Origin of the sequence: Microvirga ossetica, assembly GCF_002741015.1 — a bacterium.
Classification (GTDB): Bacteria; Pseudomonadota; Alphaproteobacteria; order Rhizobiales; family Beijerinckiaceae; genus Microvirga; species Microvirga ossetica.
In genome coordinates this window covers 4,708,710-4,733,312 of the sequence record NZ_CP016616.1, presented here as the reverse complement: position 1 = coordinate 4,733,312, position 24,603 = coordinate 4,708,710, and the positions used below count along the sequence as shown (strand labels likewise).

Below are 24,603 nucleotides of genomic sequence, written 5' to 3'. Positions count from 1 at the left end.
AGCTGAATCAGCCGATGAATCGAGCGTGTGGCGAATGTCTGAGAAAAGCTTCACTGACAGGCAGGGCCAGTACCTGGCCTTCATTGATGCCTACACCCGCGTCCATGGCCGTCCCCCGGCCGAAACCGACATGCAGAGCCATTTCCAGGTCACTCCGCCTTCCGTGCACCAGATGATCCTGACCTTGGAACGCGCCGGCTTGATCCGCCGTCAGCCCGGAGTGGCGCGAAGTATCGAGGTGTTGGTCGCCCCCGAATGCCTGCCCCTCCTCCGCCATCCCCAACCCGTCAAATCCTCTGGGCCGAGGATCTAGGGACGTGTCCTTGGCGCAGGCGCGCGAGAAGGCGGCTGCCGCCCGCGCCCTCCTGGCCCAGGGCCGCAACCCGCTGGAGGAGAAGGCGAAGGCAGTGAACGCTACCACCGTGCCGACCTTCGCCGAGGTCGCCGACGCCTTTATCGCCGCCCGGGAACCATCCTGGCGCAGCACCAAGCACGCTCGTCAGTGGGAGATGACGCTGACGCGGTACTGCGCCGCCATCCGCGACACGCCGGTCGATCAGGTCACCACGGCAGACGTTCTGTCGGTGCTGACCCCGTTATGGAACACGCGCCCCGAGACGGGTTCGCGTTTGAGAGGCCGCGTCGAGGCGATCTTGGATGCCAGCCGGGCGGCCGGTCACATCGCCGGGCCGTGGAACAATCCCGCCGCGTGGCGCGGCCACCTTGCCCACATCCTGCCAAAGCCGAGGAAACTCGTCCGGGGCCACCATGCGGCCCTGCCCTACGCCGATGTGCCGGACTTCTTGGCTGAGTTGCGCCAGCGTCGGTCCACCGCCGCGAAGGCGCTCGAATTCACGATCCTGACGGCGGCCCGCACGGGCGAGGCTTTGGGCATGACCTGGGGCGAGATCGATTGGGATCGCACCCTATGGATCGTGCCGAAATCAAGGATGAAGAGTGGACGCCAGCACACAGTGCCACTCTCTGGACCGGCTCTGGCGGTTTTGCGCGAAATGCAGGGCATACGCGGCGAGAACAGTGAGTTCGTGTTCCCGGGTCTGCGGTGCGGCAAGCCTCTATCCAACATGGGCATGGAGATGCTGTTGCGCAGGATGGGACGGGACAGCATCACCGTGCACGGCTTCAGGTCCTCGTTCAGGGACTGGGCGGCCGAGTGCACGTCCACGCCGAACCATGTCGCGGAAATGGCCCTGGCCCATGTGGTCGCGTCCGCGACGGAACGGGCCTATCGCAGAGGCGATCTGCTCGAGCAGCGTCGCGCCCTGATGGATGCATGGGCCGCCTTCGTCGAAGGAGACCGGGACACCGTCGTTCCATTCTCGGTGCGCTCGCGCGGCGGATCGCCCCCACCGTGAGACACGACCTTCCGATCCCGCCCGGACACCTCGGCCTCGGGGATGCCTTCGACCTTGCTTTCGCCAGGCTGGAGGACGCGACCAGGATCGTGCGCGTCGCCGATCCCACCGTGCAGATCGCAGCGCGCCTCTGGGGCCACGACAGGGCCGCCCTGGTCCGCGAGGAGAAGGCGCGCGCCAGGGTCGAGGCTCTCATTCGCGCGGCTCTGGCCACGGGCGTCCTCACGGCCTTCTGTTACAGCCCCAATGGTGGCGTGTGGGGTCAGATCCCGACGCGGGCAGGCTGGAGCCGTCGAAGCGACTTCCCCGGGCTGGACACGTTCCTCGACTCCGGCGAGGGGCCGGATGTCGGAGGGAGCCCGGTTTTCGTCGAACGCGCGGCCTTCATGTCCTGGATGGCGGCCGCCTCGCGAAAGGCAGGCATCCGCCCGGGGCGCAAGGGCCGCCCCTCGGTAATGCAACTGGTGCTGGCCGAATATGGGCGGCGGGCCGAGATGGGGGCCTTCGAGGGCCTCCCGCTCGTGGCGGTGGCGCATGACCTGCAGGCTTGGTTCAAGCAAACCCATAGCGATCTCCCCGCCCCGAGCCCGTCGACGATTGAAAAGCACCTTCGGAAGTCGCGGAGCGACGGGGACGCGCCGAAAACAAACAAAAAATAATTTCGGCGGGATTTTATCTCTGATTTTCGGCGGACCGGCCGGGGCTAGCGTGGCTCTCCAGTGGAGGAGAACCACATGCCGAAACAATCCAAGACCCCTCGCAACCCTTCCCCCTGGCCGAGCGCAGGCTATGTCGCTGTCCAGCAGATCCTGGGCCGCTGGGGCGGTCCGCTGCCGATCTCGCCCTCTCGCTGGTGGCGCGGCGTCGCGAGCGGGGAATTCCCGCCGCCCTACGACGTCGGGGGCCGGACGTGCTGGCGAGTCGAGGACGTCAACCGCCTGATGGACACCTTCGCCGAGAAGGAGGCTCCCCGTCGCATCCGCCGGAGGGGCGCCACGGGCCGCCCCTCGCCCGCCGCATGAAAAAGCCCGCCGCAGAAGTAGATTCGCGACGGGCAGGAATTCTCATGACGGTGAAATCCTAGCACATCGTTGCGGTCGGCGCCTCTGCGGCCTCCATCTGGAGGAACGCCGATGGACACCTACCACTCGCAGTCCGAGGCCGAAGCCGACAAAGCGCACCTCGTTTGCCTGCGCGACGCCATTGACGTGAGCCCCGCGGCCCTACGCCTCGACGACTGCCGCCTGTGGACCCTGAAGGGGAAGCGTGGCTACGTCAGTTCCTGGGGCGCCGGTGCCTTCCTGCTCACGGTCGGCTGTCGCTCCCCCCAGGCTTGGACCTGGGCCAAGAAGCGCCTGCTCGGCTGGTCAGGACTCGTCGACGTGACCCAGGACGGTGACGATGAAGGCGTGTTCCACCTTCACCGCCTGCCGATCCCTGGCGAGGCGGAGGACATCCGCGCCCTCGTCGGACTGCGCAAGCGAACGGTCTGGGCCGATCCCGAAGCTGCCCGAGCGCGGGGATACCGGCTCGCGGATCGGCGAACCAGCCAGACCTCTGAGGGAGAGTTCTGCGAAATTTCCGGCAAGCTGGGATCACCGAAGGGTGACGGGCCGGAGAGGCGCTCGCGGTCGGTTTTCGAGGGCACACCGGCCCTTTTCGCGGGAGGCCAGTCATGACCGGAGATAGCCTTCGCGTCGTGCAGTGGCAGCGCGACCGCCGCAACAGCCGCGTCGGCTATGCGACCGTGAGATGCGACCCGCCCGGCCTGCTCGTCCAGCGCGTGGTGGTCCAAGAAAGCCATGGCATGCGCTGGGTCACGCTTCCGGCCGCGCCTGTTCTCGATAGTAACGGGCAACCCCTGCGGGACGAGCGCGGCAAGATCGCTCACGTCGCTGTGGTGACCTTCCCCGACAAGGCCGACCGCGATGCGTTTGCCGACGCCGTTATCGCGGTTGTGCGCCGCCACTCTCCCGAAGCCTTCGACGATGCCGATGCCGCGCTGCCGCTGGAAGGGCTCTGAGCCATGCCCCACACGCACTCCGGTCCGCTCTCGGCGGTCACCTTGAGTCCGCTGCAGCAGGATGCCCTCCATGCCGTCGAGGATTGGCTCAGGACACCCGAGCATGTCCGCAATCCGGTCTTCCGCCTGTGCGGCTTTGCAGGCACCGGCAAGACCACCTTGTTAGGCAGCGTCGCCCGCATCGACCTCGCCCGCTCGATCGTGTTCTGCACGCCCACCAATAAGGCGGCGCGGGTGCTGAACCGCAAGGGCGTACCCGCGATGACGCTGCATTCGGCGCTCTATCGCGTCATCAGCCCCGACGAGAGTGAGATCGAGCGCCTGCGGGACGAGATCGCCGAGGCCCACCACACAGGACGCGAGGTCATGGCGCTTCAGCACAGGCTCGCAGCCCTGCGCCGCCCGCGCTTCGTGCTCGATTATGAGGGCGCTGCCGCCCGCGCCGGCCTCATCGTGGTCGACGAAGCTTCGATGATCGGCGAGCGCCTGTTCAGGGATCTTTCGAGCCTTGGCGTTCCGGCGCTGCTGGTCGGTGATCCGGCACAGCTTCCGCCCGTGCGCGACAAGAGTGTCCTGCTCGGCCACCGGCCGGACGTGATGCTGACCGATATCCACCGGCAGGCACTCGACAATCCGATCATCCGGCTGTCACTGATGGTGCGTCAGGAACGGCGCTGGCCGCAGTCGGGCTGGTTTGGCGACACAGTGAAAATCGTCGAGTGCCTGCCCACGCCGGAGGCGCTGCTCAGGGCCGATCAGGTCATCGTTGGAAGGCATCGCACGCGGCGCATGCTCAACAACGTAATGCGCAGGGTGCTGGACCACGCCACGCCCTATCCGGTACCGGGCGAAAAGCTGATCTGCCTGCAGAACCACCACGATCTGGGGCTTTTAAACGGCACCATGCTGACCCTCGACGCGGTCGACACCGGCATGGATCTTCTGCCGGGGATTGAGCCCGACTGGCTCAGCACGGAGGCGTTCGGCTGTCTCGGCAGCATCGAAGGCGAGCCGATCAAACGCGACGACGAGACCGATCATGAGGAGCCCATCCGGCTCGATGACCGCGAATTTCTCTGGCATCACTACGCCGACACGCGTGAGCCGCCGGACAATCATCCCGAGGGCGACGGCGCGGTGCTGCTGACCTTCGGCCACGCGATCACCTGCCACAAGGCGCAGGGCTCGGAATGGCCGAACGTCCTCGTGATTGATGAGCCGGTCGGTAATGGCTCGGACGCATGGCGCTGGCGCTACACGGCCATCACACGGGCCTCCGAAAAGCTGCTCTTGGTGCGGGAGGGGTGAGCGATGGCCGTGTCATCCGCCCTGCAACGGCTGCATCTGACTGTGTTCGAGAGCAGCACGACGTTGTCGAAACGCTATTCCTTCGACGAGGCTTCGCAGACCATCACCAAGACCGCCTCGGCCCAGATGATCGAGGGCCATGCCGAGCGGCGCTTCCTGAAACTTGATCGCATCTGCATCTTCGCCCTGGAGTGCCTGCGCCTTGGGCTCGATGAATTGGGCACGCATCAGGCCATCGGGCTCGGCATTCTGCGTGACGGCGTCGTCAGGAGCGTCATCACCACGCTCGGACAGCTAGCCAGGATGCCCGAGCACGACGAACCCGATGTCAGAGCACGCAGCCTGTCGCATTTCACGTTCCACGACGGCCCCGGCCTGCTGCTGATCGACAACGACAACGGCCGGAACACCGCCGATCTGCTGGCCGCGGTCTGCCCGCCGATGCGGGGCGTGGCCAGCCTGACGCGGGCAGCGATGTCGGCGAGTGTGATCCATCCAGGGCTCGGTCTCGCTGTGCCCTCGGCCGGAGAGCATGTCTACTGCATCCTCGACGATCAGCGGTGCTCGAAAGAGGCGCTGGAGATCTTGCACAAAGCTTGCTTTGTCGCGGGCCATGGGCGCATTGACCTGTCGCGGGCAGGCAGCTTCTTGCAGCGTTCGGCGGTGGACCGGGCCGTAGGCTCGCCCGAGCGCCTGGTTTTCGAGGGCCGCCCCATCGTCGAGTCGCCGCTCATCGTGCGTGAGAGACCGTTCGTGGCGCGCGGCGGCGACGTGCTCAGGATCGCGGAACTGAGGGCCTGGGCCGAGGCCCGTGACATCGCGGCGCGCTATCGTGAGTGTGTCATCGCACTCGAATCCGACCCCGATCTGATCGAGCGGCGGCGTGCGGTCCAGGCGGCGCACCGGGCCACCCTGGAAGAGCACCACCGGCAGGCCGGGATGCCGGTGGCCGAGGCGCGCAGGAAAGCCGAGCGCACGGTGCGCTCGCTCGCCCGCTCGTCCCTGAAATCGGGCGTGATCCGGCTCGATCCCGACGACGTGTTCGTCACCCGCGACCGAGGCCGGGTGAGCTACCGCGTCATGTTAGCCGACCCGGCCGCCTGGGAGGGCTGCACCGGCTTCGATCCCGAGGAGGGGGAGAGCTACGGCCACTGCGCGAGCATCGTCTATCGTTCCGCGACAAACGGCCTATTGATCTACTCGCAGGCGCATGGCGGCCGGACTTTCGTGGTCGATCCGATCCTGACGCGGGACCATGAGCGGACGCTGTCACGCCTCAAGTGTGGCCTGATCCGCGCTCGGATGTTCTGGCCCGCGGTGGCACTGCCGGATCTGCTGCAGGCGATCAGCGCCGAGCCGCGGGAGCAGATGCGGCCCCTGGCCCGTCCCCTGGTGCGGATGGCGTTAGCGCAAGGCCTGAGCCCTGATGATGGTCGGGCGGTGGCGCTGGCCTGCGGCTGCGACGAGGCCGCCGCCCGCATCCTGACTGCGCCCCACACAGCATCCCCCTCATCGACACGCGCGGGAGACCAGCCATGAAGGCCGACCGAGATCAGCCCCGCCCCGAAGACCCGGAACCGTCCGCTTCCAAGGGGCGCAGACCTCTTACCAGGGAAGAGACCGTGCAGTACCTCGCCGCCCTCGACCCTGACGACTATGCCGAAGAGCGCACGGCGGCAGCCAAGGAACTGACGATGTCCTTGAATGCGCTAGACAAGGCCGTGAAAGCAGAGAGGCGGAGGCAACGTCAGGCCCGGTGGGACAAGGCCGCACCAGCCGGGCTGGCGAAAGGTCATGAGAACCGCGATGGCTTCGTCTGGTTCGAGGGAGACGACGGCTGGATCAAGATCTGCTCCGACATCAGGGTCGAGGCCCGTCTCCTCGACAGCCAGGGCAGTAACCCGGCCTTGCTGCTGTCCGCGCCGCATGGCTCGGGCCGGCGCGAGGCGCTTTTGAGTGAGGCGCTGATCGTCAGGGACGCGAACAAGGCCGCCGCCCGTCTCGTCGAGGCTCTGAACGTCTCGATCCACTCGCCCAACCGCGATGCGCTGGCGGCCGTCTATCCGCCACCGCCCGTAGCCGAAGGGCATTATCTCGACCGCACCGGCTGGTTTCTCGATGATAACGGCCGACCGCGCGCCTTCGCGCTGCCCTCGCGCGTGATCTTCGATCAGGCCGGACCGGAGCGGTTCTGCCTCGACGGCATCTCCCATGACGGATCGTTCCGGCAGCGTGGCAGCCTGGAGCAGTGGAAACAACGCGTGGCAGGGGCGATTGCTCGCAACCCGGTTCTGGTGATGGCCGTCGCCACGTTCCTGGCCGCGCCGCTGATCCCGCTGCTGCGGAGTGGGAGCATCGCCAACCTGATCCTGCACATCGTGGACCAGACCTCGACCGGCAAGACAACCGCACTGAAAGTTGCCTCGTCGGTGTGGGGTCCGCCGGACCGTTACCTACGGCATTGGAGGAGCACGGGCAACGGCGTCGAAAGTCTGGCGGCTTCGCGCGCCCATACGGGTCTGGCACTCGACGAGGTCGCGCAGCTCGATCCCGATCAGGTCAGCGTTGCGATCTACATGCTGTCCTCCGGGCAGGGCAAGAGCCGGTCCGACGTTGATGGCGCGTTGCGCAGCTTGCGCGAGTGGGAGACGTTCATCCTCTCGACCGGCGAGAAAACCCTGCGCGAGCACGCCGCCGTCCGGCGCGCCAACCGCCGCCCTCAGAGCCTTGACCCCGGTACCGACGCGCGCCTCATCGACGTGGAATCGGCGGTGGTGACCGACCACGATGGCTTTGCCTCCAGCAAGAGTTACGTCGATCATCTGGCAGAGATGGCGTCGACCTTCCACGGCACTGCGGGACCGGCCGTGGCGGCATGGCTTCTGACGGACAACGTGGACGCGGCGCGGGAGCGTTTAGCAGCTCATCTGGCGGCCTGGAACCGCCTGATCGGGCACGATCTGTCGCCTCGCGCCGTCCATCAGGCGCGTCGCATTGCGGCCAGTCTCGGCCAGCTTGCCGCGCTGGGCGCGGTGGCGGCCGAGGCGCTGGAGTTGCCGTGGGGCGATGGCGATCCCGGCATGGCGGTGCTGGAGGCGGCACGATACGTTCTCTCTGGTCGCCTTCAGGCGACCAGAGGCGGCGAGATCATGCCGAGCGTGGTCGAGGACGTGGACGCACTGCGCAGTTGGATCGTCAGGAACCAGGACAACTTCGCCGGAGTGCCGGCGGGCCAGTACCCGGGCCCGCTCAGCGGTCTCGACCGGAGCGCATATGCCGACGTCACCTTCGGGCGCGGGCTTAAGGGCTGGTTCAATTACGAGGGCGAGGCCCTGATTAGCATTTCGATCCTGCCCGATGCGCTCAAGGACGATGGTTGGACACCGGAGCGGCTACGCGTGGCCCTGGGACATCTGCGCGAGAGCGGGCTGCTGATCACGGGCAGCGACCGCGCCCGCCTGACGGTCAAGCAGAAGTCCAAGCTGCACGGAAAGGGGCGACGGAAAGGGATCTGGGTGTACCAGATCAGAGCCGACTTTCTAAACGTGGATGACGGCGATGAAGGGGCCGGGACCTGACCAAACATGCCCGAAGCGGCATCTTTTGGGCTTTGGGTAGGACGGAAAAAAAGCTGGTTCCCACACCCCTGTGGGAACCCGGCAGGGCAAAAAACCCCTTGGAAATCAAAAGGCTTGGAGGGTGGTTCCCACGTTCCCATTAAATCCCCGTATAAGATTGGGGGCGTACGAATAAAGCACTCCCAACCCGCGGGGAAAGGCGATGTAGTGTGATCACGCGTATGTAGATGGTTTATAGGTGGGAACTGTGGGAATTGATATGTCCTTCTCCTTCTCCCACCCTCTAACGGCTTGTGATGGCTATGTTTTTTACCGCAACGTTTTATCGCTCATGGTTCCCACCGCTGGTGGGAACCATGGTGGGAACCGGCTCCGAGTGGGAACCAGGTCGGAGCGGCCTTCTCCCTGCTGTTTCCATCGCCTGTGCCACCCCTCTACATCGCCTACGAACAGCCCCGCCAATGCCCTCCGGTCCCGCCAAGGCCGATGCGCCGGCCGACCGGCACCATTTCACGCCACGGCCGAAAGGTCACCACGGCCCGTTTGCCGAGGCGTGACTAGTCAGGCCGTCCTTCATGGCTTAGAGGGATAGCCCGACATCTCCAGACATCGCCGGACAGGTGCCCCCGTGTCCGCTCCCTCATCAGGTCTTGACGCCAGCCACGCGAGGACGATCCTGGAGCTAAGGAGGATTGCCTCATGTCCGACCTGTTGAGCCTGTCGTGCCCGCCTCAGCCCAGCCACGGCCGCGACGGCCGCTTCCTCTCCGGTCATCCCGGACCCGGCCGCCCAATCGGCCTGCGTAACAGGTTCTCGAAAAGCTTCCTGGCCGACATCATGGCGTCCTGGGAGAAGCATGGCGGCACCGTGCTCGACCGCCTCGCCGAGACCGATCCCGCGACGTATGTCCGGGTCTGCGCCTCCGTCGCCGGATCCGGCATGCCGCGTGCCCGCGCCGTTGTTATCGGTCCCGAGTTCGACGATGTTGCCAACGATCCCAAGAGCGATCCCACGGGCGATTGCTGACGAATCCGCCGTTTTTCATGGAGTCAGTCTCGGAGGCCAGCTCGGCCCTCCCTTATTCGGGTCACCACCCGGGCGACGTCTCGGAGTGGATAGGTCAAGAGCAGCGTGAGTGCCGCTCGCCGCCGCATCTCCAGGTCGGGATGCTCCTGCACCATCGCCCGCAGGGCGGCCATCAGGCGGCTCGGATTGCGCCGCTGGGCCACACTCTGCGTGAGCCCGAGATAGGTCACCACCGCCTCGTGCGGGATGCCCTCATCGAGCATCGCACCGACCTCCGCGGCGAGCGTGCAGGCTGCCTCCGCTGGACTGCCTGCCCGGCTTTCGAATGGTAGGGGCTGATCCCGCTCAGCGGTCACGGCCCTCTCCGTCCATCCTCTGGGCACGCTCCAGCCGGTCGATTTCGGCCTCGATTTGTGTGAGATCCATGCTGTCGATTTCGGCCTGCGACGGTATCGGGCTGGCCCCTGGCTCGCGCCACGCCTTCAGGCGCAACTGCAGCAACTGTGTCGTGGCGCGATGGGCGACGCCGAGGTCGGTCCGTTGAGCGGCCAGGAAGAGCAGCTGCCGCGTGCCGGCGATTAGGATCCGGTCGGTTCCGTGCCGGATCTCGGAGGCGTAGTGCCGCTCCAGGGCCTAGCAGGAGATCCCAAGCACTCCGGCGATGCTCTCCATGGGCATCTCGTTGAGCAAACCGGCGATCACCATCGCCCGCGTGTCGTCGGTGGGCTCGTGGGGCGGTTCGTCGTGGTCCGTGCGGTCCTGTCCGGGCACGAGGGTGAGATGCGCCATGGTGGTCTCCTGCGGGCTTGCGGCAGCATACACCGGGTGCCCGTCAACCGGAGCCCCGCAGGATATGACAGACCGGACAGGGCCGGCTGGAGCGGACCGGCTAGAGTGGGATGTTTCGACGCTGGTTCCGAGAATGCCGTCGTGCGTCGCCACAAGTCGTCCAGTTAGACGCCGCATGATTCCAGATCGTCAGCAGGGCGGCTTCAACATTGGGGTTGCTCTGGTAACCGCGTCTCGCGCTACCTGCCACTCAAAGCTGAGCATCCAATATCCCTTTGTTCAACTTGCCGGGTTTAGTCTCGGCTTGCCAAGTTGGAACGCGAGGTCCTTGCCCGTACTCTCCGGTCAGTTCGTGGCCGCCCCTCCAGACCTAGCTGAGCAGTATCCCCACCTGAGGCTGGTGGGCTCCGCCAACGACGGTGACCCTCTAAATTAGCACTCCAGCTAGGCCCCGCAGGAGCGTGCGTGACGGCCGCTACTGCCTCCTGAGGGCATCCACCCTGCGCCGCTGAAGCGGCCCCAGCGGGTTCGCTGTCACGCGCTCTCAGGCTCTGTTATCACTGGCCAGCGTATCCCTAAACCGTTGGTCGGAGTTACAGAAACATCTTTACTGGTTCGGCGCCGGATATGGAGCGCATGACGCTGGTATGCCGCCAATGGAGTTTGGTGTAGCGGCGCAAAGAAGATAACAAGACCCTATTACAGGGGCGCCGTCAGATGTGGACATTGGGTAATCGCGACACATAGTCATATGTGGACGCTCCCACTTGGCAAGGAATTTCTCGACGTGTTCGCAAGGCGGTCAGGTGCAGTCCTATTTCAGGAATAGTACTTCTACCTCGTTTGCATACAAGCAAGAATTCAAAACTGGCGTACGGTTGAGGTGAAGTTAAGAGGTTGCTTTGCTTGCGTTAACATGCGGTCGCATGCGAACTCTACCCAAATAGTGATAGGATAAGAGGCAATCATCCCCCCATTGGGCCATCCCCCATTGGGCCTCGAGGAGGCTATATTATGGATGAAATCTCTCAATCTACTACAATTGAACTCCAATCACCGATTGTATGTCCCATAGAACTGAGTTTGGTTGTTCCAACCTTCAATGAGGTTGATAATATCTTGCCTCTTATCGAGAAGGTCGAATGCCTCCTAGATGGGACAATAAATTGGGAGTTGATTTTCGTCGACGACAACTCGCCGGATGGTACGAGTGAAACAGTAAGAGCAATAGCTCAGAGGAATCGTCACATACGCGTTGTGCAACGTGTGGGACGTCGTGGTCTTTCATCAGCCGTCGTAGAGGGAATACTTGCATCGTCAGCCTCAGTTATCGGAGTGATGGATGCCGACATGCAGCACGACGAGAATATTCTTCCACTACTTTGGAAGGCCGTAGCGCAAGATGGCTTCGATTTAGCCGTTGCCTCGCGGTATGCAGATGGTGGCGGGATGGGCGAGTGGAACCAGCGTCGGCAGTCGATCAGCCGAGGCGCAACGTGGCTTGCCACTTTCGTTCTCAAAGTGCCTGTTTCTGATCCAATGAGCGGCTTTTTTGTAATCTCCCGGCAAGCCTTCATGGCATCATTGCCTAAGCTGTCCACAATAGGCTTTAAGATCCTCGTAGATATTTTGGCTTCAGCGCCGCGGCGGCCCAGCATAAAAGAGGTTCCGTACGAATTCCGCGCACGAAAATTTGGTAGCAGTAAATTGGATAGCGCAGTTGAATGGGAATACATCGTATTGCTTACAGACAAACTGTTAGGACGTTTCTTTCCAATAAGATTTATTCTTTTCTCGTTTGTTGGTTCAATTGGGGTAATAGTACATCTATCCGCACTAGGTGTATCTTTAAATCTATTTGGAATGAGATTTATCGTTGCTCAAAGCATAGCTGTATTAACAGCGATGACGTTTAACTTTTTAGTTAACAACTTTCTTACTTACAGGGACCGGCGACTAAGAGGTGTTAAGCTCCTCTATGGGCTATTTTCTTTTTATGTAGTCTGTTTGATTGGAGCAGCAGCAAATGTAGGCGTTGGAGCGTACATCTACAACGCTCAATGGACTTGGTGGCTTGCCGGCATTGCGGGCGCTGCTGTGGGCGCTGTCTGGAATTATGCAGTCTCAGCGGCATTCACTTGGAAGAAGTAAGGCAAGAAAGAAGATGTCCGGCGTGCATCTACAACGGTACTGGATATGGGCTGCGGTTGGGAGCGCAATTAGCCTTGCGCTTTGGCCTCTGACGCTTGTCACATACCCTCCACTGCAAGATTTGCCCAATCATCTCGCACGGATCGCTGTACTGAACGCGTCAGAAAATCACCCTATACTTGAATATTATTCCTCGAACTGGAACGTTTTGCCCAACCTAGCATCAGATGTAATGTTATTAACAGTGAGTTTTGTTTTCTCTCCAGCAGTAAGCTCTAAGCTGTTTGTGGCTATAGCTGTAATTTTATGGATCATATCACCTTTTTTTCTGCACTATGCTCTATATAGGCGGCACTCACCCGTAGCGATCCTCGGCTCAATTACGGTTTTAAATTCGGCTTTTCATAAGGGCTTCCTAAACTTCTTCTTAGGAAGTGGTTTAGTCGTAATTTTATTCTCGATTTGGATCCTTATGTCTCACAAATCCACTTTGTCGCGTATCATAGCTGGCATCGCGATGAGCTTTGCTCTGTTTTTTTGCCACCTCTTTGTATTTGCTATTTTCGCAATATGCGTATTTCTCTGGGAAGCCTTGGACACAACCAACTTTCACGCTTCAAGTCGCAAAATTATAATCCAAAAAGCTTGCTTATTGCTGCCGACGCTTGCTTTGCCAGCACTTGCTTTCTTACTTTTTAGTCCTACAGCCGGTGCCAGTGGGTGGGATGCACAGAAGGGACTCTGGGATGACGGCATTTATCAAGCTTTATTGTTCAAATTCCAGCACGTGAGAACTCTATTCACCCTTGGGTGGCCAGGGATCCTTGCTTCTCTTGCGGTTGTTTCTACGACCTTAGGATTAGCATTCTATCAAGCGTTCCCAGGAATGCTTTGGCGCATGGTTGCAATCAACGCGACTCTGCTTGCTTTCTTTTTCCTACTTCCTCCCAAATTTATGAGCGGAGCAAATGTAGATTGGCGAATGCTAGGTCCACTTTCATTGTTCGTTGCCGGGTCAGCAAGGCTGCCTAAGTCTCCCTATATAGCAGCGACACTTGTGCCAGTGGTCCTATTAATTCTCGGTCCTCAGAGCTGGTATGTCGCTAATCTCTGGCGCAAATCTGAACAGATCTACCTAAATTTCTCGGAGATCTTAGCTTCTATCCCTCGTGGTAGTCGACTGTTCTACTCTACCGTTGGAATGCCGTACTCGGACGTGATCGGTCCTCCGTCCATACTTCACCTAGGCAGCTTGGCTGTTATAGAACGCTCGGCAATCGTGCCTTCGTTATTCGCCTATCCAACTCAGCAGCCGATCCGTGTCAAACCTAATTATTCTCGGCGGCATCAAGCCGTGGCAAACCCATTCGCAAGGACATTGCGCGATATCGATTGGGGCACAGTTCAGAAGGACTTCGATTTCGTTGTACTGGCTTCGTCGTCGCGGCCCGAGAACACAACCGAATTTGACTGGCTTCAAGAGATAGAGACAACAGGCACATTTCACCTCTATCGCGTCGTTGCCACAAGTGGACTTGCTTCACCTTAGATACAGCTGGCGAATTAAATGTTCACGCTTCAGTCGCAGCCAGAAACGACCACTCATGCACTCGTGTTGTGACTCTAACGCTTGTTTCGCGCGGGCGACCTTTTCCAAGATAGCCGAGGCCGGAGCCGTCCAGACAAAGGGTTTGGGATCCGCATTGTGGTGCTCCAGGTAGTCCATGATAGCACTCTCCAGATCGATCACGCTCGTGAAGGCGCCCCGCCGGATGCGCTGCTGCGTGATCAGGGCAAAGAACCGCTCGACCTGGTTGAGCCATGAGGCCGAGGTCGGCGTGAAGTGCAGGTGAAAGCGCGGATGCTTTGCCAGCCAAGCCTTCACCTTCGGGTACTTGTGAGTGGCGTGGTTGTCCACGATCAGGTGCAGGTCGAGGCGCTTGTCGGTGTTGCGATGGATGACGCGCAGGAAGCGCAAAAACTCCTGATGGCGATGGCGCTTCATGCCAGAGCCCGACCGGGGACCGTCAGAATTTGCGTGTACGGGCCGGGTTCATCATCCCAGCCGGAAGCGGCCTTCAAAGAGAATGGCGAACTGGGCTTTCGCCATGCCCCACTCCCGTGGCGGCATCTTCCACTCTTTCTGCATCTGCCTCAAGACCAGGAACAGCAGCTTGAACGCACTCTCATCGGTGGGAAAGTGCCCGCGGGCCCGCACCGCTCGACGCAGTTTGGCATTGAGCGCTTCGATGGCGTTGGTCGTGTAGATGATCCGGCGCACCTCGTCGGGAAAGGCAAAGAACGGGATCACCGCGGTCCAGTTGCGCCGCCAGGCGGCCGCGATGGCTTCATACTTGCGGCCCCAGACGGAGGTCGCGAACGCCTTCAGGGCCGCCTGGCCGGCCTCGGCATCCTTGGCCCGGTAGATCGCCTTCAGGGCTCCCGCGACGGCTCTGCGGTCCTTGTACGAGACAAAGGCCAGTGACGAGCGGATCAGATGCACGATGCAGGTCTGGACCTGGGTCTCGGGAAACACCGCCGTGATTGCCTCGGGAAAGCCCTTCAAGCCATCCACCACCGCAATCAGCACGTCCTCGACGCCGCGGGTCTTGAGCTCGTTCATCACCCGCAGCCAGAACCTGGCGCCCTCGCTCTGCTCGATCCAGAGCCCGAGGATCTCCTTGCCCCCGTCCGGCCGCACGCCCAAAGCCAGGTAGACGGCCTTGTTGCGCACCGTGCCTTCATCGCGCACCTTGACCCGGATCGCGTCGAAGAACACCAGGGCATAGAGCGCCTCCAGAGGGCGGTTCTGCCACTCCGAGATCTCCTCGAGCACCGCATCGGTGACGGCGCTGACCAGATCCGGCGAGACCTCGATGCCATAGAGATCGCGCAGGTGGCCCTGGATCTCGCGCACGCTCATGCCGCGGGCGTACATCGACACGCAATTACCCACGCCCTTATTTCGCACTGAGGTTCAGGCGGACACAGTCTGAAGGATTGTGTTGAACGCATTGGTGGCCGGACCGAGACGAGCCGTGTCAACGACCGTGCGTATGTCCGCTTCGCCCTCGGCGGCCCACATGGAGCGATAGCCGTTGGTCACCTTGCGCTGAATGACGGCGGGTCTGAGGGCGCGTTCGCAAGCGTTGTTGGTCGCATCAACCAGTCCAGGCCAGTGGGCGAAGGTCAGAATAAATCAGGGTTTCCGTGATGGATGGATTGGCCTCGACGAACGCAAAACCAGATCCATTGGTCGTGGACATATCAAAGCCGCACCCAGCAGCGTTCGAGAGGGTGAAGGTCGCCATTTCAGGTCCTTGGGGTGGCAAAGTGAAATTTTTGCTGGAAGCAGCGACCGGTGCCAGACACCCGCTCGCGTGACGGCCCAGTCATAGCGGCCCCGTCCACGTGTCGAATTGCTCACCATTGCCATTTTTTGCGATTTCCTGCCAAAGTATGGGGCCGAACAGCATTGGGGGGCGTCGCATGGGCACCAGCCAAGTCACGGATGCGTCGACTGGCAGTCACAGGCATTCGGCCCGGTCGTTGGCGCGGATGCCAACAGCAAGTGGGGCAATTCTCCGCCTCGCGGCGGCGCGGGTCCGGGATGCTGGCCAGAATGTCGAGGCTCTGCTGAAAGTGAATGATCTAGCTGCACTCGTCCTGGATGATCGGGCCGCCCGGGTCGGTGCCGAAGCCCAGATCAGATTCCTGGTTGCGGTGTCCAAGGCGTTGAAGGATGATTTGCTCGGTTTCCACTTGGCCCAGGACGTGGACCTCCGATTGGCGGGAAGGCTGTACTATGCAGTTGCCTCCGCGGCCCGGTTGGGCGAAGGCCTGGAAAGGCTGCAACGCTACTGTCAGGTAACAAACAAGGCGGTGCAGATAACCTATTCGAACAGCGAAGAATGCTCGATCACGATCGCGTACTCCGGTGTCTCCCGACACCTCGATCGCCACCAGATCGAGTTCATTATGACGCTCTTGCTTGGGATGTGTCGTTCATTGACGGGACGGCAGCTGATCCCGAGCCGAGTCAGCTTCGCGCACCACCGAAAAGGTGAGGCCTCACCCATGAGGCACTTCTTCGGCACCGAGATCGAGTATGACGGCTGGAGCGATAAACTTGCATTCGACGCCAGCGTCCATGAACTCCCACTGGTAAGCGCGGACGCTTATCTGAGCGAACTGATGCAGGAATCCTGCGAAGAGATTCTGGCGCGGCGCGCTTCGAACACTAGTGCGCTACGAACAAGCGTCGAGAATATCCTCGCTCCCATGCTGCCTCACGCGAAAACCCAGAGCCGAGAGGTGGCCCGTCGGTTGGGCCTGAGCGATCGGACCTTTGCGCGTCGCCTTGCGGCGGAAGGGACAACGTATGGCGAAATCCTGGACAAGCTTCGTCATGAACTCGCCATGACCTATCTCGGCGAACGCGATCTGCAGATATCACAAATCGCATGGCTTCTGGGCTTCCATGAGGTGAGCGCCCTGACACATGCGTGCCGACGCTGGAATGGCAAGACCCCACGTGCGGTGCGCGCCTCTCTCATCGCGACCTAAGTTTTTGCTCAGTTTGACGGCAGGGGGAGCGTAGGACGGGTTCTTTCCTCGTCCTTGACGACACAGACACGATGCTCGCCCTCCTAACACCTTCGCCTCGCACTCAGAGGGCTGCAAGGTACGCTAGAGCATCGGACGGTTAAACGGACGCATATCCGGCAGCCTTAAGGTAGTTCCAGCACTCTTGTGGTTCGAACAGGTTGCAGATCTCACCGAGCGCTCGCCAGAGCGCGTCGAACGTTCGGGCCTCGGCCTTGCGCAAGTGCGCTTTGATCTTGGCAAAGGCCTGTTCAATTGGATTAAGATCAGGCGAATAAGCAGGTAGAAACAGGAACCAGGCTCCGCGTTGCTTCAGACACTGAGCGGCCTTCTCGCTCTTGTGGACAGCCAGGTTGTCGAGAATCACCACATCGCCTTTGCGCAGCGTCGGCGCGAGCTGCGTCTCAATGTAAGCCTCGAACGCCAACCGGGTGATCGGGCCATCGATGATCCACGGCGCGCACAACTCGTTGCACCGTAGCCCAGCCAGAAAGGTATGGGTTTTCCAGTGTCCAAAGGGAGCTTTCATGCGTAGGCGCTGGCCCCTGCGGCTCCGCCCGCGCAGGCGCGTCATCTTGGTGTTGACATACGTCTCGTCCAGGAACACCAGCCGGTGCGTCTCCTGGCGCATGCGCGGCTGGCGCTGGGCATGCCAGACCCGGCGCTCATCCCGCACATCGGCGCGTGCGCACTCCGCCGCCATCAGGCATTTTTTTATATGAGAAGCCGTGCCGGCACAGGAAGCGCGAGAGCATCGCGGGAGCCGCAACGATCCCATGCTCAGTCAGCAGCCTTGCGGCCAGCTCGGGCATGGTGATGGCCGGCTCGGCCTCGACCGTCTGGATCAAGAAGCTCTCATAGGGCACCAGCTTGCCGCGTCCGGGCGGACGGCCTTGCCGGGCCGGTGCCGGCGAGCCGAACCGCCGCTTCCGCTGCACCAGCTTGATGGCGAAACTCTCGCTGACGTCAAAGTGCTGGGCTGCCGCCCGGCAGGAATGACCTGCATCGACAAAGTCGGCGACGCGCACCCGCAGATCCAGGGAATAGCAATGACCCATAATCCACCTCCCAGTCCAGGCAGTGAATCACAGCTCGGCCTCGCACAGAAGCCAGGAGTCTCATTTCCGGTCCGAGGCCCTAGATCCTCGGCACAGTGATCATGACCTTTTGGCGAGTGGCTCGAGAGGGCCGGGTTTGGGATAGGCGCGGCCCATTTTGGCCCGGGCCTTTTCGGTCGTGAACATCCAGGTGATGCGTGCGCCGGCGGCGTTACGCTCGCGCTCCCAGGCAGCGATTTCCCGCTCGAGCTCCTCGCGCGTGTCAATACGCCGATCCAGGCACTGGCCCTTGAGCACCCCAATCTCGATCTCGACCATGTTCAACCAACTCGCATGCTTGGGGGTGTAGTGGAACTCCAGATGCTGCAGGAGGCGATGCGCCTCGTCAGGCGGGAAAGCCTGGTAGAGCGAACCGGGCGTGTGCGTCGACAGGTTGTCCATCACGACCCGGATCCGCTCGGCCTGCGGAAAGTCGACATCTACAAGTTCGCGCATGCACCGGGCGAAGTCGCATGCCGTGCGTTGCTCGCTGACCTTGACCCGGCGCCAGGGCCGATGCGCGTCAAGGACTACGAACAGGTTCACCGTACCACAGCGGCGATACTCATAATCGACCCGCTCGATCTGCCCGGGCGTGGCCGGGAGCGGCTGACGCGTCTCGCCGATGAGCTGGACTGGGCTCTCATCAAAGCAAACCACCGGGTGCTGCGGATCGGACGGCTCGGCGTAGAGATCAAGCACGTCCTCCATGCGGGCGACGTATTCGCCATCAATCTTCGGAACGCACCACATCTTCTGCCGCCAGGGCTTGAGCGCGTTCTCGCAGAGTCGCCGGCGCAGCGTCTCCCGCGACAGGCTCTCATGTTGGGTGAGCCGCACGATCTCGCCGGCCAAGAGTTCCAGCGTCCAGCGGGCCCGGCCCGCGGGCGGCTTTGCGCAGGCGGTTGCCACCAGCAGCGCCTCCTCCGGGCCTGAGAGCTTGCGGGCGGCGCCGGGACGGGGCTCCTCGCTGAGGGCCCGCTCCAGGTTGCCCTCCACGAAGCGGCGCTTGGTCCGATACACGGTCGCGCCGCCGACCGCGATACTTTGGGCAATCGTCTCGTCTGGCACGCCAGCATCGGCCGCCAGCAGGATCTGCGCGCGCTTGAGCGTGCGAGCGGCCTGCTTGCCGCCGCTGAGCATCGCCTGGAGGTTGGCACGCTCGGCCTCGCTCAGCTCAACCCGGTAGCATATGTTCATCTCGGCCTCCCGCATGAGAGACCCAGCTGAATCAGCCGATGAATCGAGCGTGTGGCGAATGTCTGAGAAAAGCTTCACTGACAGGCAGGGCCAGTACCTGGCCTTCATTGATGCCTACACCCGCGTCCATGGCCGTCCCCCGGCCGAAACCGACATGCAGAGCCATTTCCAGGTCACTCCGCCTTCCGTGCACCAGATGATCCTGACCTTGGAACGCGCCGGCTTGATCCGCCGTCAGCCCGGAGTGGCGCGAAGTATCGAGGTGTTAGTCGCCCCCGAATGCCTGCCCCTCCTCCGCCATCCCCAACCCGTCAAATCCTCTGGGCCGAGGATCTAGTGGCAGTCAGCACAAAAAGAGTGGCTGATTACGACAAGTCCACGAGAGCCGATCCGCCGTAGATCATTGTGGATTTGCAGGGAACACGCTTGAAAGACGGTTCCCGGCCTCGTCCAGGATTTTCAGCCTATTGCGATGCCGACCAGGCCAAGCGCACCGGCCGGAAGTCCTGGGACGAGGATTGCCTCGACCAACTGCCTTGCGGCTTCTCCACAGACGGCGACGGCCGTTAATCCCCAACTCCCTGATAAGGACTACTCCAATGGCTCATTTCGTTATCGAGAACATCGCTGGCAGAGGCGGTTATGTCCCCTTTGCCAATACCACCCTGGCCGACATGACAGGCAGTTATGCGCTTCCTGACCTGATCGCCGACAACGGTTCCTTCGCCAGCTTCCACATGGTCGGCACCGCTTTCGACATTGGCTCGAACTACACGTGGCACACTGGGTCGACCTATACCTTCCATGACATCGGGGTCTTTTCCGGCGGCACGATTATCGGCGGCATCATCGGTCTCAACATGACCGTCAATCACGCCACGGGCGCAACGATCTCGAACACCGTTGTCAACAGTGGCAACGACTGGTTCGAGGGCAACGACTACGCCGATCTCATTCACGGCGGCGCGGGCGACGACGCCATCGAGGGCTGGGGCGACAACGATTCGCTCTACGGCGACGGCGGCAACGACGCTTTCTTTGGCGGTGCTGGCAACGACTATATCGACGGCGGCATTGGCCTCGACGGCGTCAAGTATCACGGCAGTTCCTCGGACTACTCCTTTGCGGTCCAGGGGAACGGCGATGTCGTTGTCACCGACAAGCGCGGTCTTGCGGGCTCTGACTATCTGACCAGCGTCGAGGTGTTTCAGTTCGAGAACGGCTCGTTCTCGCTCGGTCAGTTGGTGACGCCGTCCGCACCGCCAGTACCGCCAACACCGCCCGCGCAGCCTGTGCTGCCGGTTGAGATCAACGGCACTGGTGGCAACGACTATCTCATCGGCAATGCCCTCGACAACGTCATCGTGGGTGGGGCCGGGCGCGACACGATGTGGGGTAAGGCCGGGCGCGATGCCTTCGTGTTCGACACCTCGCCCAAGAGCGGCAGGGACTTCATCAAGGACTTCCGCATCGTGGATGATACGATCATGCTCGACAACGCCGACTTCACCAAAGTCGGTGGCAACGGCAAACTCAAGGCAGGCGCGTTCCACATCAACCTGACCGGCAAGGCTCACGACGCCAGCGATCGCGCGATTTACGACAAGTACACCGGCAAACTCTATTACGATAGCGATGGCACCGGAGCCAAGGCGGGCATCTGCTTCAGCGACATTAGCAAGAACCTCAAGCTCACCGCCGCCGATTTCTATGTCCTTTAACCAGTTTTTTCGCCGGAGGGCTCGTGCGCTCTCCGGCGGGCAACCCCCGCCCCGGCATTGCAGGCATGATGTCGCGGCCGGTAGATGAAGGGGGGATTGGTATGCCCTTCGTCTTGCACCGCGCCACCCTGCAGGCCACGTTGACCCGCTAAGGTCCGGGATCTGGGCTCGAAGACCGAAATCGGGACGGGCCGGTCCCTTTCCCTTACCAGATGGGCCATCCAATGGCCGAGAACCGCAACGGTTTGGCAGGTTCCAGCACGATTAAATCACAGCGTTTTTCTGCCAACGAGTCGGCCGAGGCGGCAGGCGCGGTTTTTCTCATTCGCGAAGGAGCGGTTTCCATCCCCTGATCTGCCGATCAGAGCAGAAGCGCGGCGGATCGCCAAAGAAGCGCCAGTAGCCGATCCCGGCCTTGGGATTCAGGGTCCAAAACCCCACGGTCAGCGGGACCTCAGGTGGGGTCTCGTCCTCGATCATCAAGAGGATTACGGGCGTGCCGTCGCGCGGCGCGGTGCTGATTGGGGACCAGCCTTCCCTTAGAGGCCCTACCGACATAGTCAGTTGGATCTCTAGCGTGACTGTGGCGTTTGTGTCAGAACTCGTTAGACAAGTCTCTGATTGTCCTCATTAGAGATGTCACCTCCGGGGAGTGACTGCTGAGAGCTCAACCCACCTTGAACAGGCTCTTGCCTTGGCCGCGCCGCCGCGGGGCGCTGTTGCTCCGGCTCATGTCGAGCTCCTTCTGCCGCTCGGCGATATAGGCCAGAACCGGGCCCAGCCGCTTGTTCTCGACGACCGCCGCCTGATCCACCTGCTGACGGCGGTCAAAGGGCCTGTAGGGCAGCTCCAGGCCCTTGTGCTTGATGGCAAAGCGCCCATCCGGATAGTCATAGACGGTCACCCGCTGGCGGGCGAGGGACAGCGTGATCGCGTTCGGCTCGAGAATGAACAGCACCTGGTCGTACTGCAGGGTCAGATTGCGCGAGACCGTCCGCTCCTCGCGCCAGGCGAACACGTCATCCAGCTCATCGTCCTCGCTGAGCGGGCGATGCAGGTCCTTGTCGCTGTAGGGCGCCTTGGCAAAGCGGCGGTTGAAGTCCGCCATGAATGCCGGCAGGAAGGCATTGCCCGCCTCAAGGGTCGAGATCCCAGCCAGTCGCATCTCCTTGACCAGGCGGTCCTGCAAGGTGCCGTTGGCGCGCTCGACGCGGCCTTTGGCTTGGGGCGAGTTGGCGCAGATGATGTCGATGTTGAGCTGATGCAGGGCTCGCCCGAACTGGGTCATGCCGTCACCGCCCACCGCTCCTTTGCCGTTGACGCGGAAGACGGCATGCTTGTCGGAGTAGAACGCCACCGGCTTGCCGTAGGCCTCCAGGTACTCCCGGGTCGATCGGAAATAATCAAAGGTCGACTCGGTCTCGACGAACTTCAGGTGCATCAGCCGGCTGGTGGCATCGTCAATGTAGACCAGAAGCGTGCAGGGTGGGCCGCGATCCTCGAACCAGGAGTGCTCGGAGCCGTCGATCTGGACGAGTTCGCCGACGCAGTCGCGCCGATAGCGCGGCTGGTGCACCCCTTTGAGCTTCTGCCGGCGCTCCTGCCAGAGACCCGCCGCGATCATCCAGCGCCGGATCGTCTCGACACCCAGATCGATGCCGTGCCGCTCGGCGAGCTTCTCGCAGGCGAGCGTCGGGCCGAAATCGGCATAGTTGGCTGTGATCAGCGCCAGCACCTCGGTCCGCAGCGCCGCCGGGTAGGAGCGGTTGCTGGGCTTGCCGCGCCGGCGCGACACCAAGGCCGTGGGACCACCGGTCTGATAGGCCTTGAGTAATCGGAACACTTGGCGCCGTGTGATCCGCAGCAGTTGGGCAGCTTCGCGCACCGTAATTCGCTCCGCCACGACGTCCCGCAGAATGTGAACCCGATCGATCTCCGGCCGGCTCATCCCGATCACCGTCATCAGACCCAATCTCCCCAGCACCATCACCCAGGGAGAGTGACATTTGTAACGGGGAGAGGAGTGACCTTTCTAACGGGGTTCTACACGCGTAATGCCGATAAGGCCGTTTATGGAACTGGGTGGTCGAATCGAGTGTGCCATCAAAAAACCCTGCCCCGGGAAGGGCAGGGTTTTTCGGTGATGTCCTCGCCTTCGGGGGTTACTCCGAGGCCAAGCCAGTAGGCCATGCCACGCCCTGCTTGTCAAATCCGACAAATGTATTCATGGACTGAAAGGCATGTATTCACATCAGCGATACTGACGTAAATAGCAGAAACCAACGAAGTGTTGCATCTTTGCTATAGGCCTTCTTGGCCATTGGTCCATACTCCCCCCGTGTGGATCTTCGCACACAGGGGATTGCTCATGAAAACTCGTATACTTAGTCTACTTGCTGCAACAGCCCTCGCAACGGCGGCTGTCTCCGCAGCTTCCGCTGCCGATCTTCCCAGCCAGGCTCCGCCTCCGGCGCCGATTCTCGCGCCGATCTTCACCTGGACCGGCTTCTATGTCGGTGGCAACCTCGGCGCAGGCTGGCGTGACAGCAACAACGACCCGGTGATCCTGACAGGCCCCGGCATTCCGGGCGGCCTGGAGGGAGGTACACTCATCTTCGGCAATAACAACGACGCCACCTTCACCGGCGGTGGCCAGATCGGCTACAACTACCAGATCGGCTCGTGGGTGATCGGTGCCGAGGCCGACATCCAGGGGATTGATAGCGGCAACAACTCCAATGTGGTGTTCATCCCCGGCCCGGGCTTTGCTGGCGGGGACTTTGTGGCCGGCGAGTTCGAGAACGGTGTGGATTGGTGGGGCTCGGCGCGCCTGCGCGCCGGTGTCGCCTTCGACCGCTTCCTGGTCTACGCTACCGGTGGTCTGGCCTACACGGAGGACAACACCGGCTGGACGGTCGGCGGCGGTGTCGAGTGGGCCCTGCCGGTGAACTGGTTCGGCTCCTCGGCGGTGACCTTCGGCCTCGAGGGTCTGTGGGTCAGCATCGATCAAGACGATGACAGCACTCGCCCCATCGGGACCTTTACTCCGGTTGGCGGAGGGCCGGTCAATGTGTTCCTGCCGCAGAACAATGACGAGCAGGAATTCTTCGTCGCCCGCGCCAAGCTGAACTTCAAGTTCGGCACCTACTAAGATCGCCGCAGCAACAGCTGCACAAGAGGCCCGGGGCAACCCGGGCCTTTTTGCTGCTTGGACAGCAAGAAATGGTAGCCCGCAAAAGTCGCGGAAGGCCGTTTATGGAACACGCCCAGTGACGGTTTGTGAACGCCCATCTGGACCCATTTCATAACGCTCTTGGGTCTTGATGTCGGTGGTCCAGGGCAGGGCCGAACGGCACCAAATCTGCGTTCGTGGCACCAGTTCGCGACGCTGATGGATCGTTCCGACCCGAAGATTGTAGACCTTTGGTCCAGCATCCTCCGACGTCGAGTAGATGGGCGATCCGCATTCGGGGCAGAACCCGTGACGTCGTCTCGCTCCACTCGTTCCAATCTTCACGTAGTTCTTCACCTCGCCCGAGCGCAGTGTGAATGCACCCTGGCGTGTAGGAACCGTAGCGCGGAAGGCTGACCCCGAAAGCGTCTGGCAATCGGTGCAGTGGCAGAGCCGCACCTCCTCCGGATCGACGTCAGCCTCAAAGGTGATGAAGCCACAGTGGCAGCGCCCATTAATCTCCATGGCATATCTCCTAAACAGACGACGATCCTACT

At 61.7% G+C, this 24,603-nt stretch carries 23 protein-coding genes and 4 pseudogenes; 17 read left to right on the top strand and 10 right to left on the bottom strand.

The annotated features are described in order from the left end of the window. Positions 1–34: 34 nt before the first annotated feature. From BB934_RS22665 to BB934_RS22620, 10 genes are all read left to right on the top strand, one after another. A complete protein-coding gene (locus tag BB934_RS22665) occupies positions 35–313 on the top strand; it encodes a LexA family protein (protein ID WP_099508982.1) in 279 nt (92 codons plus the stop codon). A 4-nt stretch (positions 314–317) separates the two neighbouring features. Then, entirely contained in the window at positions 318–1,376 is a 1,059-nt protein-coding gene (locus tag BB934_RS22660) for a tyrosine-type recombinase/integrase (RefSeq protein ID WP_237050058.1), read from the top strand. Beyond that, positions 1,373–2,035 carry a hypothetical protein gene (locus tag BB934_RS22655; RefSeq protein ID WP_099511677.1) on the top strand — a complete coding sequence of 221 codons (663 nt, stop codon included), beginning with the start codon at positions 1,373–1,375 and terminating at the stop codon, positions 2,033–2,035. The genes BB934_RS22660 and BB934_RS22655 overlap by 4 nt, the downstream gene beginning before the upstream one ends. 75 nt (positions 2,036–2,110) lie before the next feature. Then, positions 2,111–2,398: a helix-turn-helix transcriptional regulator gene (locus tag BB934_RS22650; RefSeq protein WP_175608889.1), complete on the top strand. Its 288-nt coding sequence runs from the start codon at positions 2,111–2,113 to the stop codon at positions 2,396–2,398. A gap of 111 nt (positions 2,399–2,509) precedes the next feature. Further along, the gene (locus tag BB934_RS22645; RefSeq protein ID WP_099511675.1) at positions 2,510–3,055 is read left to right on the top strand and encodes a hypothetical protein; all 546 of its coding nucleotides are present in this window, start codon (positions 2,510–2,512) and stop codon (positions 3,053–3,055) included. Then, positions 3,052–3,399: a hypothetical protein gene (locus BB934_RS22640; RefSeq protein WP_099511673.1), complete on the top strand. Its 348-nt coding sequence runs from the start codon at positions 3,052–3,054 to the stop codon at positions 3,397–3,399. The genes BB934_RS22645 and BB934_RS22640 overlap by 4 nt, the downstream gene beginning before the upstream one ends. A gap of 3 nt (positions 3,400–3,402) precedes the next feature. Beyond that, on the top strand, positions 3,403–4,707 hold the full coding sequence (locus BB934_RS22635) for an ATP-dependent DNA helicase (RefSeq protein ID WP_099511671.1): 1,305 nt from the start codon (positions 3,403–3,405) through the stop codon (positions 4,705–4,707). Positions 4,708–4,710: 3 nt separating this feature from the next. Beyond that, complete coding sequence (locus BB934_RS22630) at positions 4,711–6,246, top strand: hypothetical protein (RefSeq protein WP_099511669.1); 1,536 nt, start codon at positions 4,711–4,713, stop codon at positions 6,244–6,246. Continuing rightward, positions 6,243–8,285, top strand: coding sequence for a DUF927 domain-containing protein (locus tag BB934_RS22625; protein WP_099511667.1), 2,043 nt, complete (start codon positions 6,243–6,245; stop codon positions 8,283–8,285). Before BB934_RS22630 ends, BB934_RS22625 begins: the two co-directional genes overlap by 4 nt. A gap of 699 nt (positions 8,286–8,984) precedes the next feature. Next, a complete protein-coding gene (locus BB934_RS22620) occupies positions 8,985–9,311 on the top strand; it encodes a hypothetical protein (RefSeq protein ID WP_099511666.1) in 327 nt (108 codons plus the stop codon). Positions 9,312–9,334: 23 nt separating this feature from the next. On the opposite strand, the gene BB934_RS22615 is transcribed toward BB934_RS22620, so the two are convergent. After that, entirely contained in the window at positions 9,335–9,667 is a 333-nt protein-coding gene (locus tag BB934_RS22615) for a hypothetical protein (RefSeq protein ID WP_099511664.1), read from the bottom strand. A gap of 277 nt (positions 9,668–9,944) precedes the next feature. Further along, a complete protein-coding gene (locus tag BB934_RS47265; RefSeq protein WP_157934277.1) occupies positions 9,945–10,100 on the bottom strand; it encodes a hypothetical protein in 156 nt (51 codons plus the stop codon). A 1,014-nt stretch (positions 10,101–11,114) separates the two neighbouring features. Between BB934_RS47265 and BB934_RS22610 the strand changes: the two genes are divergently transcribed. Both BB934_RS22610 and BB934_RS47260 read left to right on the top strand, forming a co-directional pair. Beyond that, the gene (locus BB934_RS22610; RefSeq protein ID WP_099511662.1) at positions 11,115–12,251 is read left to right on the top strand and encodes a glycosyltransferase family 2 protein; all 1,137 of its coding nucleotides are present in this window, start codon (positions 11,115–11,117) and stop codon (positions 12,249–12,251) included. Positions 12,252–12,264: 13 nt separating this feature from the next. After that, a complete protein-coding gene (locus BB934_RS47260; protein WP_157934276.1) occupies positions 12,265–13,800 on the top strand; it encodes a hypothetical protein in 1,536 nt (511 codons plus the stop codon). Between the two features lie 75 nt (positions 13,801–13,875). Here BB934_RS47260 and BB934_RS22605 read toward each other — a convergent pair. From BB934_RS22605 to BB934_RS47255, 4 genes and pseudogenes are all read right to left on the bottom strand, one after another. After that, positions 13,876–14,280 (bottom strand): annotated as a pseudogene (locus tag BB934_RS22605) (transposase); the annotation flags it as partial. A 27-nt stretch (positions 14,281–14,307) separates the two neighbouring features. After that, positions 14,308–15,195 (bottom strand): annotated as a pseudogene (locus tag BB934_RS22600) (IS256 family transposase); the annotation flags it as partial. A 33-nt stretch (positions 15,196–15,228) separates the two neighbouring features. After that, positions 15,229–15,438, bottom strand: a pseudogene (locus BB934_RS22595) (IS66 family transposase); the annotation flags it as partial. After that, a complete protein-coding gene (locus BB934_RS47255; RefSeq protein ID WP_157934275.1) occupies positions 15,413–15,562 on the bottom strand; it encodes a hypothetical protein in 150 nt (49 codons plus the stop codon). The gene BB934_RS47255 and the pseudogene BB934_RS22595, both read right to left, overlap by 26 nt. A gap of 178 nt (positions 15,563–15,740) precedes the next feature. Here BB934_RS47255 and BB934_RS22590 point away from each other — a divergent pair, with 178 nt between their 5' ends. Continuing rightward, positions 15,741–16,817 (top strand): AraC family transcriptional regulator, encoded by a 1,077-nt coding sequence (locus tag BB934_RS22590; protein WP_162299183.1) that lies wholly within the window; start codon positions 15,741–15,743, stop codon positions 16,815–16,817. 139 nt (positions 16,818–16,956) lie between these two features. Here BB934_RS22590 and BB934_RS22585 read toward each other — a convergent pair. Both BB934_RS22585 and BB934_RS22580 read right to left on the bottom strand, forming a co-directional pair. Continuing rightward, positions 16,957–17,914, bottom strand: a pseudogene (locus tag BB934_RS22585) (IS630 family transposase). Between the two features lie 99 nt (positions 17,915–18,013). Continuing rightward, entirely contained in the window at positions 18,014–19,153 is a 1,140-nt protein-coding gene (locus BB934_RS22580) for an IS630 family transposase (protein ID WP_099511657.1), read from the bottom strand. A gap of 58 nt (positions 19,154–19,211) precedes the next feature. On the opposite strand from BB934_RS22580, the gene BB934_RS22575 reads away from it, so the two are divergent. From BB934_RS22575 to BB934_RS50255, 3 genes are all read left to right on the top strand, one after another. Continuing rightward, positions 19,212–19,490, top strand: coding sequence for a LexA family protein (locus BB934_RS22575; protein ID WP_099508982.1), 279 nt, complete (start codon positions 19,212–19,214; stop codon positions 19,488–19,490). Between the two features lie 262 nt (positions 19,491–19,752). After that, entirely contained in the window at positions 19,753–20,874 is a 1,122-nt protein-coding gene (locus BB934_RS22570) for a calcium-binding protein (RefSeq protein ID WP_099511656.1), read from the top strand. A gap of 224 nt (positions 20,875–21,098) precedes the next feature. After that, positions 21,099–21,227, top strand: a complete 129-nt coding sequence (locus BB934_RS50255) for a hypothetical protein (protein WP_257792363.1) — start codon at positions 21,099–21,101, stop codon at positions 21,225–21,227. 314 nt (positions 21,228–21,541) lie between these two features. Here the strand turns inward: BB934_RS50255 and BB934_RS22565 are convergent, their stop codons facing one another. After that, positions 21,542–22,837 (bottom strand): ISNCY family transposase, encoded by a 1,296-nt coding sequence (locus BB934_RS22565; protein WP_099511638.1) that lies wholly within the window; start codon positions 22,835–22,837, stop codon positions 21,542–21,544. Between the two features lie 405 nt (positions 22,838–23,242). Between BB934_RS22565 and BB934_RS22560 the strand changes: the two genes are divergently transcribed. After that, complete coding sequence (locus BB934_RS22560; RefSeq protein ID WP_237050057.1) at positions 23,243–24,025, top strand: outer membrane protein; 783 nt, start codon at positions 23,243–23,245, stop codon at positions 24,023–24,025. A 102-nt stretch (positions 24,026–24,127) separates the two neighbouring features. On the opposite strand, the gene BB934_RS22555 is transcribed toward BB934_RS22560, so the two are convergent. Further along, positions 24,128–24,571, bottom strand: a complete 444-nt coding sequence (locus BB934_RS22555; RefSeq protein ID WP_099511654.1) for a GFA family protein — start codon at positions 24,569–24,571, stop codon at positions 24,128–24,130. Positions 24,572–24,603 lie beyond the last annotated feature (32 nt).

What these genes read in the sequence shown, in the direction of transcription:
- BB934_RS22665 (WP_099508982.1), top strand. Translation starts at nt 35, where the DNA reads ATGTCTGAGAAAAGCTTCACTGACAGGCAGGGCCAGTACCTGGCCTTC.
- BB934_RS22650 (WP_175608889.1), top strand. Translation starts at nt 2,111, where the DNA reads ATGCCGAAACAATCCAAGACCCCTCGCAACCCTTCCCCCTGGCCGAGC.
- BB934_RS22645 (WP_099511675.1), top strand. Translation starts at nt 2,510, where the DNA reads ATGGACACCTACCACTCGCAGTCCGAGGCCGAAGCCGACAAAGCGCAC.
- BB934_RS22640 (WP_099511673.1), top strand. Translation starts at nt 3,052, where the DNA reads ATGACCGGAGATAGCCTTCGCGTCGTGCAGTGGCAGCGCGACCGCCGC.
- BB934_RS22635 (WP_099511671.1), top strand. Translation starts at nt 3,403, where the DNA reads ATGCCCCACACGCACTCCGGTCCGCTCTCGGCGGTCACCTTGAGTCCG.
- BB934_RS22630 (WP_099511669.1), top strand. Translation starts at nt 4,711, where the DNA reads ATGGCCGTGTCATCCGCCCTGCAACGGCTGCATCTGACTGTGTTCGAG.
- BB934_RS22625 (WP_099511667.1), top strand. Translation starts at nt 6,243, where the DNA reads ATGAAGGCCGACCGAGATCAGCCCCGCCCCGAAGACCCGGAACCGTCC.
- BB934_RS22620 (WP_099511666.1), top strand. Translation starts at nt 8,985, where the DNA reads ATGTCCGACCTGTTGAGCCTGTCGTGCCCGCCTCAGCCCAGCCACGGC.
- BB934_RS47265 (WP_157934277.1), bottom strand. Translation starts at nt 10,100, where the DNA reads ATGGCGCATCTCACCCTCGTGCCCGGACAGGACCGCACGGACCACGAC.
- BB934_RS22610 (WP_099511662.1), top strand. Translation starts at nt 11,115, where the DNA reads ATGGATGAAATCTCTCAATCTACTACAATTGAACTCCAATCACCGATT.
- BB934_RS47260 (WP_157934276.1), top strand. Translation starts at nt 12,265, where the DNA reads ATGTCCGGCGTGCATCTACAACGGTACTGGATATGGGCTGCGGTTGGG.
- BB934_RS47255 (WP_157934275.1), bottom strand. Translation starts at nt 15,562, where the DNA reads ATGGCGACCTTCACCCTCTCGAACGCTGCTGGGTGCGGCTTTGATATG.
- BB934_RS22590 (WP_162299183.1), top strand. Translation starts at nt 15,741, where the DNA reads ATGGGCACCAGCCAAGTCACGGATGCGTCGACTGGCAGTCACAGGCAT.
- BB934_RS22580 (WP_099511657.1), bottom strand. Translation starts at nt 19,153, where the DNA reads ATGAACATATGCTACCGGGTTGAGCTGAGCGAGGCCGAGCGTGCCAAC.
- BB934_RS22575 (WP_099508982.1), top strand. Translation starts at nt 19,212, where the DNA reads ATGTCTGAGAAAAGCTTCACTGACAGGCAGGGCCAGTACCTGGCCTTC.
- BB934_RS22570 (WP_099511656.1), top strand. Translation starts at nt 19,753, where the DNA reads ATGGCTCATTTCGTTATCGAGAACATCGCTGGCAGAGGCGGTTATGTC.
- BB934_RS50255 (WP_257792363.1), top strand. Translation starts at nt 21,099, where the DNA reads ATGGCCGAGAACCGCAACGGTTTGGCAGGTTCCAGCACGATTAAATCA.
- BB934_RS22565 (WP_099511638.1), bottom strand. Translation starts at nt 22,837, where the DNA reads ATGACGGTGATCGGGATGAGCCGGCCGGAGATCGATCGGGTTCACATT.
- BB934_RS22560 (WP_237050057.1), top strand. Translation starts at nt 23,243, where the DNA reads ATGAAAACTCGTATACTTAGTCTACTTGCTGCAACAGCCCTCGCAACG.
- BB934_RS22555 (WP_099511654.1), bottom strand. Translation starts at nt 24,571, where the DNA reads ATGGAGATTAATGGGCGCTGCCACTGTGGCTTCATCACCTTTGAGGCT.